The sequence below is a fragment of the Oleiphilus sp. HI0125 genome (assembly GCF_001635355.1).
This window is the reverse complement of sequence record NZ_LWGF01000791.1, coordinates 1-15,800: the sequence shown is the minus strand read 5'-3', so window position 1 is coordinate 15,800 and position 15,800 is coordinate 1. Positions and strand designations below refer to the sequence as shown.

Genomic DNA, 15,800 nt, shown 5'->3' with positions numbered 1-15,800 from the left:
TGCCTTGGTAGGGGCTTTTTCGTTTCTGAAAAATAAGCGCTATCTCTTATTGGACAACCAGCCTAGTCGTTGTACCATAAGTTGACTTTGTACATCGCTTGAGGCGTAAAGCGTCTCTGACAAATATCAAAAACGCAATCAACATTTGGAGATAATAAATGAGCGTATTAGTAGGCAAGCAAGCCCCTGACTTTACTGTTCCAGCAGTTCTTGGCGACGGTTCTATCGTAGACGAGTTCACCCTATCTGAAGCTATCAAAGGCAAGTACGGTCTTGTTTTCTTCTACCCGCTAGACTTCACGTTTGTTTGTCCATCAGAGTTGATCGCTCTTGATCACCGTATGGCTGACTTCAAAGAGCGTGGCGTTGAAGTGATCGGTGTTTCTATCGACTCTCACTTTACGCACAACGCATGGCGTAATACTCCAGTTAATGATGGTGGTATCGGCCAAGTAGGTTACACATTAGCTGCAGATATGGCGCACGACATCTGTAAAGCATACGACGTTGAGTCAGAAGGCGGCGTTGCTTTCCGTGGTGCTTTCTTGATTGACAAAGAAGGTTTGGTTCGCTCGCAGATCGTTAACGATCTACCACTAGGTCGTAACATGGACGAGCTAATCCGTTTGGTTGACGCTCTTCAGTTCCACGAAGAGCACGGTGAAGTTTGCCCAGCTGGTTGGAACAAAGGTGACAAAGGTATGGATGCTTCTCCTGATGGCGTTGCAGCTTACCTTTCTGAGAACTCAGACACTTTGTAATTCCTGTTTAAATATGGGAATAAAAAAGCCGAGCATTGCTCGGCTTTTTTGTGCGTCGAAGACTCTTAAATACCGATCTTTTGATCAAGTGGCCAACCGCCAAGTTTTGACCATTTATTGATGATGGTACAAAACAGCTCAGCTGTTTTCTCTGTGTCGTATTTTGCAGAGTGTGCTTCGTGTCCATCAAACGCGATTCCGGCGGCAGAGCATGCTTTAGCTAGAACTGTTTGCCCAAAGGCCAAGGCCGAAAGAGTGTTGGTATCGAAGCTTGAGAAAGGGTGGAACGGGTTGCGTTTGATACCTGTGCGTTCTGCAGCAGCAAATACAAAATTGTGATCAAACGACGAATTATGGCCAACTAAAATAGCACGCGTACACCCGGTATTTTTTACAGCACGACGTATTGGTGTAAAAATTTTGTCGAGTGCGAGCTTTTCAGGTTGTGCGTTTCTGTATGGTGAGTAGGGATCAATGCCTGTGAATTCGAGCGCAGACTTTTCAAGGTTGGCGCCTTTAAAAGGCTCAACATTACAATGAACGGTCTCCTTGCAGTACAGTTGTCCGTCACTGTTCATGTCTAGTATCACAGCGGCTATTTCAAGTAGAGCATCAGTTTGAGAGTTAAAGCCGGCTGTTTCGACGTCGACAACAACTGGTAAGAACCCGCGGAATCTCGCTGAAATGGAATGAGAATTGCTATCTTGATCGTTATTATGTTCTTGCATTGTGGAATTAGATCCTGACACGCTTTGCCCTTACTACTGTCACTCGCGCAAACGAGTATAACAGAGCTTATTTGAGATTTGGGATCTCCACGGCAAAGAATTGCCTATTACGGCGTAAACGCGCCCAATAACAGATGAATTAGATGTTTAAATATTTATCAATACTCTTAGGTTTAATGCTTTCCTCGGCAACTTACGCCGAACAAGAATTGCGTTACCTTGCTCCTATGGAGCGCAGTGCTTGGTATATCTCCACCAGTATTTTTGAATGCAGCGTGATTCATGATATTCCCCGTTATGGCCAAGGTATTTTCTATCATGAGGCCGGTGAAGATCTGTATTTCTATTCGCAAACCAATTCCAATCCAATGAAGCCAGGCAAGGCTGCTTTGGTCGTAGAAGCTTCAGACTGGAGGCCGGGGCAGGCGATTCGCGACTTAGGCTATGTTGACGTTGTGCAAGGCGATAAGCCTTTAAAAGTAGAAAGTCGTCGTTCACACGATCTAATGAAAGGTCTGTTAGAAGGAATGATGCCTACGTTCACGCGTCAGTCGTGGTATAGCGATGCCTCAGTGCGTTTATCCCTAAGTAGTATCGGCTTTGCCAATGTTTATGAAGCTTATTTAGACTGCATATCATCTTTGCTGCCGGTTAACTTCCGACAAGTCGAGAGAACTCGTGTGCACTTTGAATCAGACAAAGCGATTCTTCTGAAAGAAGATAAAGCGCGTTTAGATATGGTGGTTCTTTATGTTCGCGCCGACAGCAACGTCACTGCGGTCTATGTGGATGGCCACACCGATTCAACGGGGCGTAGGATTTATAATCGTCGATTATCGAAAATGCGTGCCGAAGCGGTGACAGCTTATCTGACAAAAAGCGGCATCAATTCAGAGATGATACAGACTCGCTATCATGGCGAACGCTATCCCGTCGCAGGTAATAAAAACTCAAAAAATAAAGCGAAAAACCGCCGAAGTACCGTTCGTTTAGTGCGCGGAGAGCAGCTTTCTTTGCCTTCAAAAGAAAATCCTGAGGGTGAGCTGAATTAAGTTGTTGTTTTTGGTTGTTTTTCCATCACTCCTTTCTGTAGAATACGCACCCCTTTTTTAATATAAGCAAAATCTATAACAGGTTTTGGGAGCCTTTATGTCGAGTATAAATAAGGTCGTGTTAGCGTATTCTGGCGGCCTAGATACTTCTGTAATCGTAAAATGGTTACAAGAAGAATATAACTGCGAAGTAGTCACTTATACTGCAGACTTGGGACAAGGTGAAGAAGTCGAGCCAGCGCGCGCAAAAGCTGAAGCGCTAGGTGTTAAAGAAATCTACATCGAAGATGTCCGTGAAGAGTTTGTACGTGATTTCGTATACCCAATGTTCCGCGCGAACACCATCTATGAAGGTGAATACCTTCTAGGCACTTCTATTGCTCGGCCCCTTATCGCAAAACGGCTCATTGAAATTGCGAATGAAACAGGTGCAGACGCGATCTCTCACGGTGCGACCGGTAAAGGCAACGACCAAATTCGTTTTGAATTAGGTGCATATGCACTTAAGCCTGGTGTGCAAGTGATTGCGCCTTGGCGTGAATGGGATCTTAACTCCCGTGAAAGCCTTCTTGCTTACTGTGAAAAACACGGTATTGAGATCGAAACGAAGAAAGGTAAATCACCATACTCAATGGATGCGAACCTCCTTCACATCTCATACGAAGGTGACATTCTTGAAGATCCTTGGGCAGAAGCAGAAGAAGATATGTGGCGTTGGTCTGTATCTCCTGAAAATGCACCCGATAAAGCAACCTATATCGACCTAACTTACGAGAAGGGTGATATTACTGAGGTTGACGGGAAAGCGATGACTCCTGCAGAAGTGCTAGCGCACTTGAATGAAGTGGGTGGCGCAAACGGCATTGGTCGTTTAGACATCGTAGAAAACCGTTATGTTGGTATGAAGTCACGTGGTTGTTATGAGACACCTGGTGGCACCATCATGCTTAAAGCACACCGTGCGATCGAATCAATCACGCTAGACAAAGAAGCTGCGCACCTTAAAGACAGTGTGATGCCTAAGTATGCAGAGCTTGTATACAACGGATACTGGTGGTCACCAGAGCGTAAAGCGCTTCAAGCATTGATCGACGAGACACAAACTTACGTGAACGGTGTTGTGCGTTTGAAACTTTACAAAGGCAACGTCATCGTTGTTGGTCGTAAGTCAGAAGATACCTTGTTCGACGAAAGCATCGCGACATTTGAAGATGATGCTGGTGCATACGATCAGAAAGATGCAGATGGCTTTATCAAGCTAAATGCGCTTCGTTTGCGTATCGCCGCAGGCAAAGGTCGTGATTTGTCGTAAGTGATCTAAATGTCTGTCTTGAAAGTTAGAAGCTAAGACAGACTTTGAAAATAAAGAGCCCAGTCCCGAAAGGAACTGGGCTTTTTTCATTAGCTGATCAAGATGAGTTAGGAAATTAAACAAAATATGAGCGAATACAAAATTATCACGCAAGAGAGAGAGCATGGCTATGTGATACAAGGTAGCGATGTTTGTTTTGAGATTGCTATTGCATCAGAGGCGGGCGTAAGAAAAGTCTCTTCGGTATCTGCGTATGTAAATGCTGAGGACGATGATGCTGTCGACATTAACCGAGACGATGCGCTTAAGGTTGCTCAATTCGTGAAACAAATAGATCCAGATTTAATCCTGGGCGAATTAGTTCGCGGTGGATGGGATCAGCCAGAAAACGAACATTCAGAATTAGGCTGGTGGCAAACGGCTTAAGGGAGGCTCTGAGTTAATTCTGGGTGTTTGGAGTTGGGCAGAAACGGTCTGTCTCTGCACCGTCATTCCGTACACAGAAGCGTGCACTAAAGTTTTTCTGGGATAAAGTCAGGCTAATTCTTTTTTCCTGTCGGTGGCAACCCACAGCGCCTTAAGACCTTTGTTTCGCCAAAGGTCTTAAGATGGCACATGCCAGCCTCTCTTGCTTCTCAATTCACCTTCATCTAAAGGCGACCCGGTAACTCAGGGCATCTTCTCTTGCTCTGCGGGCAATTCACCTTAATCGCTTGCGTGCTCAACGGGATTTAAGTTTCGTTCCAATCCGTCATTGCCGCGCAGGCGGCAATCGATTGTTTAAAGTGCAGTGCACGGAATTAGACAAGAGCAGACCTTGGCGGCTCTCTGAACACAATGCCCGCTTCGAGAGGTTAGCGGACGTTAAGTCAGGAAAGAAATCTTGGTTTACGGGCATTCACTTTCCTGAGAAAGCAAACATTTTGACTTTGGTTTAGCTGTATATCGACAGATACTGGTTCTTGGTTGAGCGATTGGCAGACATTCACTTATTAAACAAAACGGAGAAAGATTGAGTCGGTAACATTCGGTTGAATCTGGAGGTCATTTTACCGGTGAGAGCGGGCGTCGTCGCGACCACCTCACACCATTACAACTGATTTGACTCCGACCAGATTCGAAGCTGATCCAAAATATCCAGTGCTGAGCGACCAAACTCGGTCAGTTCATAAGTTACGGCTATGGGGCGATCACTAATCACCGTTCGAACGACCATGTCCCGAGCCTCTAATTCCTTAAGCCTTTGATCAATCATTTTCTTACTTGCACCGCCTAACATTCGAGTTAGGTCATTAAATCGTACCGGCCCATCTTTGAGGTGATAGACAATTGATCCGGTCCATTTCCCGCCAATGAAGCGCATGCCTTTTTCTATCGCACAAGGCTCGACACACGCATCATAAACTTTTTTTCGACCATAACTATCTGTTTCTACGCGGCTTTTCATGTTTCTTTACTCATTTTAAGTAGGTTACTAAAAGTATACTAATTGATATGGGGAGGTAGGTAAAAATAATATACCTAAAGTGATTAATTAACCACTATTACTTATCCAACAGTCCATACACAGCGAGGAAAGAAGCCATGAGTAATATCTTGATTATCAATGCACACCATAAATATCCATTCTCAGAAGGTCGATTAAATGGCGCTCTGGTCCAAATGGCAGATGAACTATTAAAAGCAAAAGGGCATGAAGCACGAATTGTAAACATCGATGAAGAGTGGAATGTTGAAACTGAGCTTGAAAACCATCAATGGGCTGACACGATAATTCTTCAATCACCCGTGAACTGGATGGGCGTACCTTGGACCTTTAAGAAATATATGGATGAAGTCTATACCGCAGGCATGGGAGGACAATTATGCAACGGTGACGGTCGTCATGAGGATGCTCCCAAGAAAAACTATGGTGCGGGCGGTACGCTCACGGGTAAAAATTATATGTTGTCTCTGACCTTTAACGCACCAAAAGAGTCATTTGATGACGAAAATGAATATCTATTCCAAGGCAAAAGCGTCGATGACTTGTTTTTCCCGATGCATATGAACTTCCGCTTCTTTGGTATGAAAGCGCTTCCCACTTTTGCGAGTTTCGATGTGATGAAAAATGCGGAAGCTGAGAGTGACTTCAAGCGTTTCTCTACGCACATTGAAGAGAATTTTTAATCCAATCGGGAGTAATTCCTTATGAATACGCGAAATAAAAAGGCCATTCTGGGATTGGTTCTATTTTCGTCCGTCTCAGTTTCGGGTGCTCAGTAGGTTCCTTTAGCGCACGTCTCTTCACCCGAGTACTACCATGTGCTGTTGGAAAACGAACACGTACTTGTGCTTAAAAGGGTGCTACAGCCAGGAGAGTCTGATATGCCTCATCGTCATCACAACGAGACGGTTTACTTTCACAAAGGTGGCCAGCTGACAATTACCGAAGAAAACGGAGAGTCCTTTGTCGCAAATGTTCCTGATGGGCACGTGATGTGGCACGAAGCATGGGCACATCGAGTTAGCAATACGGGTGATACTGAAGTAGTCGCAATTATCGTTGAATCAAAGGTAAGCCGCCATGAGCAATAGCAAACAGATTATGATCGATATCTTATCTGATGCTGTATGTCCTTGGTGTGTTATAGGGTATTACAGAATTCAGGCCGCAATCAAAGACCTGGGTATCGAAGACCAAGTCTCCATACGGTGGCATCCATTCGAACTGAATCCCTCTATTGCGGAAGAAGGTGAGAATCTCAGAGAGCATCTTGTAGCTAAATATGGAACGACGATTAACGGAAGTATTGAGGCACGTAAGCGTTTGACGGCTTTGGGCCAAGAGGTGGGCTTTCAATTCAACTACTTCGATGATATGCGCATGTTTAACACTCGCAAGGCGCATTTGCTGTTGAGGTGGGCAGAAGAGAAAAGCAAGCAAACTCAATTAGCCGAATCATTTTTCAGAGCCTATTTTTCGGACCACAAAGATATCTCAAGTAAGGAGGTTTTGCTGCAAATAGTCGCTAGTTTAGGCCTAGATAAAAGCGAAGCCGAAGACGTCTTAGATAATCCTACTTTTCAAACTGAGTTGGTCGAGATTGAGAGAAAGTGGCTGTCTGGAGGTTTTCACGGAGTGCCGGTAGTGATTATTAACGGTGAAGAAGTTCTACAAGGTGCTCAAGAAACCGAAACCTACCGCGAAGCTTTAACTACAGCATCCTAAAGACAGAACTACATAGAACAGAGGAATTTTTATGTTTACATACTATGAAACCAATACTGCGCCAGAAGAGTCGAAATCGTTAATGGAAGCTTCGTTGAAAGGTTTTGGCATGATACCTAATTTGCACAAGATATTGGCAGAAGCACCTGCTACTTATGAGGCTTACAATACTGTATTTAACCTATTCATGAAAAACACAACCCTGTCGCCGATTGAGCAGCAGGTAGTTTTTATGACTGCGAACTTCGAAAATAACTGCCACTACTGCGTGCCGGGCCATACCTGGATGATGCATTCCGCGAAAATGCCTGAGGAAGTTATCGAAGCATTACGTGAGGGTACTGAGATACCTGACGCTAAGCTTCAAGCTTTGCACGACTATGCTAAAGCACTACTAGATAAGCGTGGTCACATTGGAGATGAAAAGCTACAAGACTTTATTGAAGCGGGTTATACAAAGCGCCAGGCATTGGAAGTATTAACTGGTTTATCGGCAAAGTTGATCTCCAATTTTACCAACGCATTGGCACACACTGAGCCAGATGATGCGTTTAAGAAATATGCTTGGATACATCCTTCACAGCGATAAGATATATATAATCAATAAAGGGGAATTCAGACTTCCTATGAACTACTCCTTTATTGATTAATAACATCTAAGGTGCCTTGAATGGTTTGCCGCAATGTTGGCATGTAGCGCCAATTTTGGTTTCCTTTTCGCTATGAACAGCTTCACGAATATGATCAGCTGTTCTGCGCGAAAGTCCTAGTTGCTTTCTCAATGCCTCAATGTCTTCCTCTTCCTGTTGACAGATTATGCCATCTTCCAGTGCTTTTCTAAACTCTCTTTGGAGGCTGGAACGGCGGCGATGAATTTGCTCATTCAAGCCGCTTGCGATAATGCCTGCGGGTAAGGCTGCCATGCCGATACCAATCACGGTGATAAGTGCTCCGAAGATTTTGCCTGCAACCGTGATTGGAGTGACATCGCCATAACCCACTGTAGTAAGTGTGGCCACGGCCCACCACATGGCTTGGGGTATTGAACCAAACGCATTGGGTTGTACAGTGTGTTCTGCTAACCATGCACCACTTGCAGCAAAGATAAGCATAAGCATGAGAATGAAAAATCCAGCAAAGAAAGCTCCCGCCTCTTCTTCAAATACTGCGAGCAACATTCCCAGAGCAGGTGAGTAACGTGTGAGCTTCAAAAGACGAAGCATACGGAAGGTACGTAGAATGCGTAGATCGATTGGAATGAACAGATAGAGCAACGCAGGTAAGATAGCAAGCAAGTCAATAATCGCAATCGGCGATCGCATCCATGATATACGAGAAGGTGAATCTTGATTTTCAGGTACGATCCATAAGCGCAACAGGTACTCTAAAATAAAGATGCATAAGGAAATGCCTTCAAATACATTAAAGGCTCCTTCCCAGCTTTGGTAGATGGAATCAACCGTTTCCAAAATAACGGCGCCGACATTGAGTATGATCAGCACAACGAGGGCAACTTCCAGAAGTTTGGGCCCCCAAGCCTCTCTATCAGGCCGTTCCAACCACCAATAGATCTTTGCCCGAAGTTTATTTTTAGATACTAAAATATCACTCATGGCGGAAAGTCATCCACGCGCGCGTTACGGGAATAACTATTTGTGATAGTAATGCAGTCCCCCATATCAGGTTGGCGACAATTGAGGGTACGTGAGGGACAATAAAGAAACATCCTACAGCAACAATAATTCCAAATAATCGGACATCCCAACGACCATGGTCTGATGCGACACGATGCTCGATGATGTTCTTTAGTACCCACAACATGGCAATATATCCCGCTAGCCCGAAGCACCCAATAGCCGCATATTTGGTTGGGTAGGGTTCCCAGAAACCAACTTTTACTTCGGCAGCGAGTGCTACGCCAACCATTACCCCGCAAATCATGAGTGTTAAATGCGCAAGCCACCATTTGACTAATGTCGAAAGCTTATCGTCCTTGGTCTTTCCGTTGCCGACAAAATCAAAATAGATCCAGCACATGATGAACATGGATATTCCGCCAATAACGAAATTGACAAGCACGTCGGAGGAAACTTTATAGATACCTTTTTCGGAAAGTGTAATAACTAACTTAAAAAAGCCTTCGCCGAGAATGATAAGTGTGAGTAGAGAGAAGCGTTCCGCCATATGACCGAGTCGAGGAGCAAAACGTTCATGGCGTAGTACAGAGACTTTCGGAATCATGTAAAGCGTTTGCGTGGCAACCAGAGCCGCCGCAAAGGCCCAGAAAGCATAGGGTTTTGGCAGAAATGCCGTAATGGCAAATATAATGGCGAAACTTGATAAGTTTCGGATCTGCTCATTGCACATCGAGTGTGTTTCTGAATTGTTTCGCCGAGCTCTTACATATAGCATGGCGAGCATTGCTCGATTCGCGGCAAATCCCAGTGCAAAGAAAGCCCATCCTTTCCCTTCAATTGCGGGTATCGCTGCGGCCATAAACATCAATGTACAGATCATTACTGACATAATGATACGATGCCAAATATCCGTGCTGACATAAATAGAGTTGAAAATACTGAGCTCACCCCAGGCATACCACAATGCAATGAAGATTCCACAAAACACCAAGAAGCCATCTATGTTCAAATGGTGTGATAAGTAATTTCCGAGAAGAAAGATTGTGACCACATGAATCAAGTCATAGAACAGCTCTACCCAATGTACGTGGTCATGAGCATGATCTAAATCATGATGGTGTTGGGGCTTTCGCCACATTGGGTGATCTTGTAATGCCATAGGAAAATTGCTCTCTAATACGCAACATGTAGGGGCCTAGGATGACGCAAATCAGGCAGCCACATGTTGTTTTCTAAGTCTTTGTGTGTGGCAATAAGGTGTTAGTTATCGTAAGAAAAGGTTCCGCGAATCGGATAGTTATTGCTACGAATCCACTCTAGGCCCGAAATAAGATTATCTAAATCAGGACGTACAAAAGGATTATTCGATATGTCCACTACTTGAAGCGTTCCATGTTCATTAATGACATAGAGCCCCGGTTCAGCAAACGGGTGATCCGTTTCCTGATCTGAGCGGGGATGTGAGATGTAAAGCCCCAGAGATTTCATTTCTTCTAAAGATAAGCCGTAGAACATCGGGAAATCTACATCCAGCCTACTCGTGTGCTCCTTTAACTGCGCTTTGCTATCACCTGATACAGCGACCAGATCGATATTTATTGCTTCTAAGCGTGGCTTATATACCGTCAATTGATTGAGGAAACGTGTACACAATGGGCAGTGTCTACCTCTGTACACGACAAGCATTTGCCAGTCTTTTCCTTCTAAAGGTTTGCTTAGGTCCCGTGTTGTGCCTTCGAGAGTTGATTTGGTGATCGATGGAAAAGTTGCTCCAGCTTCAAACTTGTATGTGCTCATGAATTTGGCCTCCAATAATGATGACTAGTGAAAACTATTATTGGTGGCTTCGACAGAAAAACAATTAGTTACTTTTTGGTGACCTAGCACGCAATGACCAATTTTATCGGGAGCAGACACTAACTAACTTATTGCGAATCCATTTATGTAGCTGGTCTTGATTACTACGCTGGTGCCAGGCCGCAATGACATCAAACCCTGGAATTGTCCTATCAAGCTCAATTACTTTTAGGTCGTTATCAGGTAGTAGTCGAGATGGAATAAAGCCGCACAAATCACTCTCAGCTATACAGGCTTTTGCGGCGGTAAACGTAGGTACAGACAATACAACGTTTCGCGGATGCCCCTGTTGTTCAAACCAATCATTTGCTGCACCTACAAAGTCACCGCGTGAAGGCGAGACAACTAGCTGGGGGATTTTTGCAATGTCAGAAATAGCCATTTTCTTACTTACCATCGCATTATTCTTTGAAGCCACGCAGGTGTAGCTTTCAGGATACAAATTAAGCGTTGGTAGGTTTGATGGTACGAAGGAAGGGTTGCTAATGACTAAGTCTACTTCTCCGGTTAATAAGGCATTGGTGATCTGATCGATCTCAAGTTTCCTGACTGATAGCTTTACACCTGGCGCCTCTAGGCGAATTATTCTTAATAGCTGAGGCAATATCACTTTCTGTTCAAGGTCCGTTGAACTCAAAGTGAAAGTTCGTGTAACAGTTTTAGGCTCGAAAGTTTCAGGTTCTAATAACGCTTCAATTGACTCAATAATGTGTTCCACTTTTAACTGGAGTGATTCTGCAAATGGCGTGGGGATCACGCCGTTACTGGTTCGCACAAATAAACGATCATCTAGCGTATCGCGTAACTTACGGAGTTGATCACTCACGGCTTGTTGCGTGACTCCCAGCTGGTCAGCCACGCGAGACAAATTTCTTTCTTGTAACAGAGCTCTTAATACTTGCAGTTGTCGGATATCGATTCTGTTTAAAGGTTTCACTTGTATCACTCATCGGAAGGTCTTGTTTCTAATTGTATCTGTAGATCCTTAAACTCGCATCATCTATTTCTTGTTTGAGGTTCAAACCATGCATGCTGAATACCGAGTGAACTATGCGACACCTGGAATTGATCACGTATATGATCAAACACACCTTGGACCCGGTAGTGAACAGTTAATTGATTCTATCGATCGCAGGGTGGTAAGCGTAAAAGATGGGCGTCTGGAAAACGAAACTTACTCATTAGACAAAAACGGTTTCGAGTTAACGAATCTTGAGCTTGGATTCTCTGACTATGAGAATGATGAGGCTATACAAAGTGTCTTATATCCAAAGGTTGCAGAGTGGTTGCGATCAAGACATGGCGCCAACGTTGTAAAAGTGTTCGATCATACTTACCGCTCTATGAATAGAAATGATCTAAGCGTTCATAATCGTGCACCGGTAAAGACAGTCCATAACGATTACACGTCAAAATCTGCTGATTATCGACGCTTAGAAGAAACCAAGTTAGATCTTGGGTTAAGGTCCAAGCGCTACAAATTCATTAATTTGTGGATTCCCGTTCATCACAAAGTTGAAGAATCTCCGCTCGCTATGGTGGATATGCGCACTGTTGGTCGAGAAGACTATCACCCATTGAAACTAGTCTACCCGGATAGAACGGGTGAGCTGGCGGCGATTTCTTATAACCCGAAGCATCAATGGATTTATTTTTCAGATATGGAGCCAGGAGAAGCACTTCTGCTTAAGGTGTTTGATAGTCAAATGCCGTCAGATCTAAATGGTGTTCCTCACTCCGCGGCCGACGAGGTAGTACAAAAGGAATATAGAAACGCACGCAACAGCATTGAATTACGAACAATCGCCTTCTTTGAGGATTAGTAAGCATGTCGTTATTGGAATCTCGTAACCCCCTTAACCAAGAGGTTATAGGACACGTCAGTATTACATCGAATACCGAGCTACATGAAAAGGTATCACTTAGTAGAGCCGCTCAAAGAAGTTGGGCAGGTAAAACTTTAAAGGAGAGAGCTGAGGCAGTTACAGGCGCTTATGCAAAGTTAAGTCCTTATTTGGAGCAGTTATCACAACTCATTAGTTTGGAAATGGGAAAAGATGCTCGTCGTGCAGGATTTGAGGTAAGAGGCGTGCTTCATAACGCGGAATATTTTATCAATAGTGCACTGGATGCATTTAGACCGGAATCATTAGGAGGAAGAAGCCAGATTCAATACCAACCATTAGGAGTGGTTGCAGTAATTTCTCCTTGGAATTACCCGCTGGCGATGGCTAATAACTTGATTATCCCCTCATTGGTTGCCGGTAATAGTGTGATACTCAAACCTTCTGAACATACCCCTTTGGTAGCGGACTTGTTTGTTAAAGCGCTCCAGGAAAGCTTGCCTGAGAACCTAGTACAAATTGTTCATGGTGCTGGTGAAGTGGGTAGAGCACTCGTTAAAGCGGAGATAAATATGGTCGCTTTTACCGGGTCGCTCGAGGCTGGTCGAAACATAATGGCTGGTGCTGCGCTAGATCTGAAAAGGCTTGTAATGGAGCTTGGTGGTAATGATCCAATGATTGTTATGCGCAATGCTGATCTTAAAGCTGCTGCTAGGTTCGCTGTCGCAAGCTCATTCGAAAATGCTGGGCAGATGTGCACCTCTACGGAGCGGGTTTATGTTGATGCAAGTATTGCTAAAGCATTTGAACATGAGGTTGTTGCGGTTGCCAGTCAATATCAAACAGGTCCGTGGAATCAGCCTGGTGTAAATATTGGCCCCATTGCAACCCCTCATCAACATCAAAAAATTGTAGATCAGTTAATTGATGCTGAGGCGAACGGCGCTAGGTTTTTGCTTGGATATGCTCGACAGAAAGCGCCTTATATCAAAGCAACAGTTGTCTCAAACCTTAGTAAAGAAATGCGCCTGGAGAATGAAGAAACCTTTGGTCCAGTAGTCGCCATTGCAGAGTTTGATTCAATTGATGAAGCGGTTAAGCGAGCAAACGACTCGGTATATGGATTAGGAGCCGTCGTGTTTGGCGGTGCAAATGCCAGAGAGGTCGCAGAGAGGCTTGAGGCAGGCATGGTATCCGTTAACCAAGGTGTCGGTGGAATGGGAGACTCACCGTGGGTGGGTGCGAAACAAAGTGGCTTCGGTTTTCACGGCTCAAAAGCTGGGAATCGTCAGTTTACTCAAGTTCGAGTAATGAGCTACTAAAAAATCAGATTGGTAAAGACTGAAGTTCGGAGAATTGCGAATGAGTACAGAAATGAATAGTGACTTTTACGTGGTGGCGCGTGAAGCGGGTGCAGAAAACCCTTCATTACCAACTTGGGCTAACCGTAAATCAAATCCAATTAATTTGGATACCTTATTTGAGATTTACAAGGTGAAGCGTAAAGACATACCAGAGGTTCCAGGCGCGTTTCAGCTGCTGAATGTTTTTACTGAGAAAGAGTGTAAGCGATTTATCGAGATTACCGAGACGCTAGGCTATTTAAAAGATGCGGCGGTGTCTCTACCTAGAGAAATCAGACATAACGATAATCTTACTTGGGTGACTGATGAGGCTACCGATCAGCTTATCTGGGAACGCGTGAAGCACTTAACCAACAATAATCCAGAGATGTTTGATAACCAAGAGGCTGTTGGGATTAATGCACGATTTCGCTTTTACCGCTATAGCGAGGGCGACTTTTTTAAGAATCATATCGATGGAGCGTGGCCTGACTCACGAGTGGTCAATGAAGAGCTTATTCATAACGCTTATCCAGATCGATATAGTCAGATGACATTTCTCATCTTACTTAACGAAGACTTTGAAGGTGGCGCAACAAGGTTTTTGGTGAACTTAGAAGATTCAACGCAGCCAGCACGAGGAAATGCATCGGTTAAGGAAGTTGATATCCGCACACCTATTGGTGGTGTCCTTTGTTTTCCACACGGGCATCATCCTTTGCATTGTTTACACAGTTCTCAGCCCATCTCTAAAGGAACCAAATATATTATTCGGACCGATTTACTGTTCACCGTATAGCGCGCTGCTTGTGCGAAAAACTTTCGTACTTATTGGTGCTGACATTGAGCACACCAAAACTAAAATCTGCCATCCAAAAACGAACGGGATATGTGAAAGGTTCCATAAAACGATCTTGTTGAAGCTCAATCAACCTACTTGGAGACGTATATTCTATGGTTCGATTGAGGAATTGCAGCATGATCTGGGTGAATGGCTAGTTTACAACAAAGACGAATTCATCAAGGTAAAAAGTGTTGTGGGAGAGCGTGAATGAAAACTTTACTTGATGGTAAATGGATCTAAAGGAAAAATTCTTAAATTGAGTCTGACTTGACAGCTACTATTCGTAAAATCGGATTTTATCAGCTCAAGTTGGAATAACGGCAATTAGTCCATGTTGACCGAGTATTTATCTATTTACTTTCGAGCCTATTTGAACGATAACTTTTATAAATAAATGTCTGCTTTTCGAACAAAGTGAATACTCAGAATTCGATTCTGATGTCCGAACTTAAGGTCCGGTATTGTCTATTTGTGAGGTTTACTTGTAGACAATAGCAGCCGTTGGGATGCCGTATTTTGGTCAAGCCTTAAGGCGTACTTCTACAAAAAAGCAGACATTAGAATTCGTTGTTTTTAGGAAGTAAAATTTAGCTTTAATTCAAATCTCTACACGAAACTGAATTCACTAGAGAGTTCTCTAGATATCTAGTGCTAATTCCGAATGTGACCCAAGCATTTAAAGAATTTGGACATTTCCAATTATGCGATTTTTTATAAGACTAAGAACTGGATACTTATGGGGCAAAGCGGTTTACTTCGCATCGGAAGGTATTTATTCGAAGAGTTATGACTTTTTAATCAGATTAGATGATCTAGAAGTTTCGACTCGAGTACATTGGTCGCTTTTGCAATCGCATGTTTGTATGAGGCTTGGAAAAAACGCTGAAGCCACCAAATCTCTCAGAAAAGCATTATCGGGTTTAAAAGTGTCGAAGAGATTCAATTCTGATGAAAAGGCTTACCTAACTAAGTATGCTAGAGCTATTGCAATAGAGCTCGGGCAAGGTTTTGATGAAATCGTGCCAGACTATAACCTAGCAAAGGTCGATGACCGCTGGATAAGTCTTTTTCCAATTGGAGCCTATAAATCCATTTAATTTATGGATGTTAGAAAAAAGGAATTCATTTTTAACTTATCCGACACTTAACGGATTTCAGTCATCTCACGAGTCTTAGCTTTCATAACGACCGCTTTTCATTCCTAGCAGAAA

At 43.8% G+C, this 15,800-nt stretch carries 18 protein-coding genes and 1 pseudogene; 13 read left to right on the top strand and 6 right to left on the bottom strand.

Annotation, left to right across the window (positions count from 1 at the left end):
* Window positions 1-158: 158 nt before the first annotated feature.
* Window positions 159-761 (top strand): peroxiredoxin, encoded by a 603-nt coding sequence (locus tag A3762_RS12430; protein WP_068479869.1) that lies wholly within the window; start codon window positions 159-161, stop codon window positions 759-761.
* Window positions 762-826: 65 nt separating this feature from the next.
* Here the strand turns inward: A3762_RS12430 and rnt are convergent, their stop codons facing one another.
* A complete protein-coding gene (gene rnt / locus A3762_RS12425) occupies window positions 827-1,489 on the bottom strand; it encodes a ribonuclease T (RefSeq protein ID WP_068482021.1) in 663 nt (220 codons plus the stop codon).
* 143 nt (window positions 1,490-1,632) lie between these two features.
* Between rnt and A3762_RS12420 the strand changes: the two genes are divergently transcribed.
* The 3 genes from A3762_RS12420 (at window position 1,633) to A3762_RS12410 (ending at window position 4,279) form a co-directional block, all read left to right on the top strand.
* Complete coding sequence (locus A3762_RS12420) at window positions 1,633-2,541, top strand: OmpA family protein (RefSeq protein WP_068482024.1); 909 nt, start codon at window positions 1,633-1,635, stop codon at window positions 2,539-2,541.
* A 97-nt stretch (window positions 2,542-2,638) separates the two neighbouring features.
* Complete coding sequence (locus A3762_RS12415; protein WP_068479331.1) at window positions 2,639-3,853, top strand: argininosuccinate synthase; 1,215 nt, start codon at window positions 2,639-2,641, stop codon at window positions 3,851-3,853.
* A 126-nt stretch (window positions 3,854-3,979) separates the two neighbouring features.
* Entirely contained in the window at window positions 3,980-4,279 is a 300-nt protein-coding gene (locus A3762_RS12410) for a hypothetical protein (protein ID WP_068479329.1), read from the top strand.
* A gap of 664 nt (window positions 4,280-4,943) precedes the next feature.
* Here A3762_RS12410 and A3762_RS12405 read toward each other — a convergent pair.
* Entirely contained in the window at window positions 4,944-5,300 is a 357-nt protein-coding gene (locus A3762_RS12405) for a helix-turn-helix domain-containing protein (protein ID WP_068475944.1), read from the bottom strand.
* 137 nt (window positions 5,301-5,437) lie between these two features.
* Here A3762_RS12405 and A3762_RS12400 point away from each other — a divergent pair, with 137 nt between their 5' ends.
* From A3762_RS12400 to A3762_RS12385, 4 genes are all read left to right on the top strand, one after another.
* Complete coding sequence (locus A3762_RS12400; protein ID WP_068475945.1) at window positions 5,438-6,022, top strand: NAD(P)H-dependent oxidoreductase; 585 nt, start codon at window positions 5,438-5,440, stop codon at window positions 6,020-6,022.
* Window positions 6,023-6,220: 198 nt separating this feature from the next.
* Window positions 6,221-6,430, top strand: coding sequence for a hypothetical protein (locus A3762_RS26490; protein ID WP_156493432.1), 210 nt, complete (start codon window positions 6,221-6,223; stop codon window positions 6,428-6,430).
* Entirely contained in the window at window positions 6,420-7,064 is a 645-nt protein-coding gene (locus A3762_RS12390; RefSeq protein ID WP_068475946.1) for a DsbA family oxidoreductase, read from the top strand. The genes A3762_RS26490 and A3762_RS12390 overlap by 11 nt, the downstream gene beginning before the upstream one ends.
* Before the next feature lie 31 nt (window positions 7,065-7,095).
* The gene (locus A3762_RS12385; RefSeq protein ID WP_068475947.1) at window positions 7,096-7,653 is read left to right on the top strand and encodes a carboxymuconolactone decarboxylase family protein; all 558 of its coding nucleotides are present in this window, start codon (window positions 7,096-7,098) and stop codon (window positions 7,651-7,653) included.
* Window positions 7,654-7,720: 67 nt separating this feature from the next.
* Here the strand turns inward: A3762_RS12385 and A3762_RS12380 are convergent, their stop codons facing one another.
* The 4 genes from A3762_RS12380 to A3762_RS12365 form a co-directional block, all read right to left on the bottom strand.
* Window positions 7,721-8,677, bottom strand: a complete 957-nt coding sequence (locus A3762_RS12380) for an ion transporter (RefSeq protein ID WP_068475948.1) — start codon at window positions 8,675-8,677, stop codon at window positions 7,721-7,723.
* Window positions 8,670-9,860 (bottom strand): low temperature requirement protein A, encoded by a 1,191-nt coding sequence (locus tag A3762_RS12375; protein WP_068475949.1) that lies wholly within the window; start codon window positions 9,858-9,860, stop codon window positions 8,670-8,672. The genes A3762_RS12380 and A3762_RS12375 overlap by 8 nt, the downstream gene beginning before the upstream one ends.
* 101 nt (window positions 9,861-9,961) lie before the next feature.
* A complete protein-coding gene (locus A3762_RS12370) occupies window positions 9,962-10,498 on the bottom strand; it encodes a redoxin domain-containing protein (protein WP_068475950.1) in 537 nt (178 codons plus the stop codon).
* Window positions 10,499-10,601: 103 nt separating this feature from the next.
* A complete protein-coding gene (locus A3762_RS12365) occupies window positions 10,602-11,495 on the bottom strand; it encodes a LysR family transcriptional regulator (protein WP_068502261.1) in 894 nt (297 codons plus the stop codon).
* A gap of 88 nt (window positions 11,496-11,583) precedes the next feature.
* On the opposite strand from A3762_RS12365, the gene A3762_RS12360 reads away from it, so the two are divergent.
* The 5 genes and pseudogenes from A3762_RS12360 (at window position 11,584) to A3762_RS28370 (ending at window position 15,686) form a co-directional block, all read left to right on the top strand.
* Window positions 11,584-12,381 (top strand): CmcJ/NvfI family oxidoreductase, encoded by a 798-nt coding sequence (locus tag A3762_RS12360; protein ID WP_068475952.1) that lies wholly within the window; start codon window positions 11,584-11,586, stop codon window positions 12,379-12,381.
* A gap of 5 nt (window positions 12,382-12,386) precedes the next feature.
* Window positions 12,387-13,724 carry an aldehyde dehydrogenase gene (locus A3762_RS12355; RefSeq protein ID WP_068475953.1) on the top strand — a complete coding sequence of 446 codons (1,338 nt, stop codon included), beginning with the start codon at window positions 12,387-12,389 and terminating at the stop codon, window positions 13,722-13,724.
* A gap of 40 nt (window positions 13,725-13,764) precedes the next feature.
* On the top strand, window positions 13,765-14,544 hold the full coding sequence (locus A3762_RS12350; protein WP_068475954.1) for a 2OG-Fe(II) oxygenase: 780 nt from the start codon (window positions 13,765-13,767) through the stop codon (window positions 14,542-14,544).
* A gap of 40 nt (window positions 14,545-14,584) precedes the next feature.
* A pseudogene (locus A3762_RS12345) lies at window positions 14,585-14,796 on the top strand (integrase core domain-containing protein); the annotation flags it as partial.
* Between the two features lie 719 nt (window positions 14,797-15,515).
* The gene (locus A3762_RS28370; RefSeq protein WP_231878803.1) at window positions 15,516-15,686 is read left to right on the top strand and encodes a hypothetical protein; all 171 of its coding nucleotides are present in this window, start codon (window positions 15,516-15,518) and stop codon (window positions 15,684-15,686) included.
* Window positions 15,687-15,800 lie beyond the last annotated feature (114 nt).

Bases quoted from the DNA above. Each gene is read 5' to 3' on its own strand.
- A3762_RS12430 (WP_068479869.1), top strand. From the start codon at position 159: ATGAGCGTATTAGTAGGCAAGCAAGCCCCTGACTTTACTGTTCCAGCA.
- rnt (WP_068482021.1), bottom strand. From the start codon at position 1,489: ATGCAAGAACATAATAACGATCAAGATAGCAATTCTCATTCCATTTCA.
- A3762_RS12420 (WP_068482024.1), top strand. From the start codon at position 1,633: ATGTTTAAATATTTATCAATACTCTTAGGTTTAATGCTTTCCTCGGCA.
- A3762_RS12415 (WP_068479331.1), top strand. From the start codon at position 2,639: ATGTCGAGTATAAATAAGGTCGTGTTAGCGTATTCTGGCGGCCTAGAT.
- A3762_RS12410 (WP_068479329.1), top strand. From the start codon at position 3,980: ATGAGCGAATACAAAATTATCACGCAAGAGAGAGAGCATGGCTATGTG.
- A3762_RS12405 (WP_068475944.1), bottom strand. From the start codon at position 5,300: ATGAAAAGCCGCGTAGAAACAGATAGTTATGGTCGAAAAAAAGTTTAT.
- A3762_RS12400 (WP_068475945.1), top strand. From the start codon at position 5,438: ATGAGTAATATCTTGATTATCAATGCACACCATAAATATCCATTCTCA.
- A3762_RS26490 (WP_156493432.1), top strand. From the start codon at position 6,221: ATGCCTCATCGTCATCACAACGAGACGGTTTACTTTCACAAAGGTGGC.
- A3762_RS12390 (WP_068475946.1), top strand. From the start codon at position 6,420: ATGAGCAATAGCAAACAGATTATGATCGATATCTTATCTGATGCTGTA.
- A3762_RS12385 (WP_068475947.1), top strand. From the start codon at position 7,096: ATGTTTACATACTATGAAACCAATACTGCGCCAGAAGAGTCGAAATCG.
- A3762_RS12380 (WP_068475948.1), bottom strand. From the start codon at position 8,677: ATGAGTGATATTTTAGTATCTAAAAATAAACTTCGGGCAAAGATCTAT.
- A3762_RS12375 (WP_068475949.1), bottom strand. From the start codon at position 9,860: ATGGCATTACAAGATCACCCAATGTGGCGAAAGCCCCAACACCATCAT.
- A3762_RS12370 (WP_068475950.1), bottom strand. From the start codon at position 10,498: ATGAGCACATACAAGTTTGAAGCTGGAGCAACTTTTCCATCGATCACC.
- A3762_RS12360 (WP_068475952.1), top strand. From the start codon at position 11,584: ATGCATGCTGAATACCGAGTGAACTATGCGACACCTGGAATTGATCAC.
- A3762_RS12355 (WP_068475953.1), top strand. From the start codon at position 12,387: ATGTCGTTATTGGAATCTCGTAACCCCCTTAACCAAGAGGTTATAGGA.
- A3762_RS12350 (WP_068475954.1), top strand. From the start codon at position 13,765: ATGAGTACAGAAATGAATAGTGACTTTTACGTGGTGGCGCGTGAAGCG.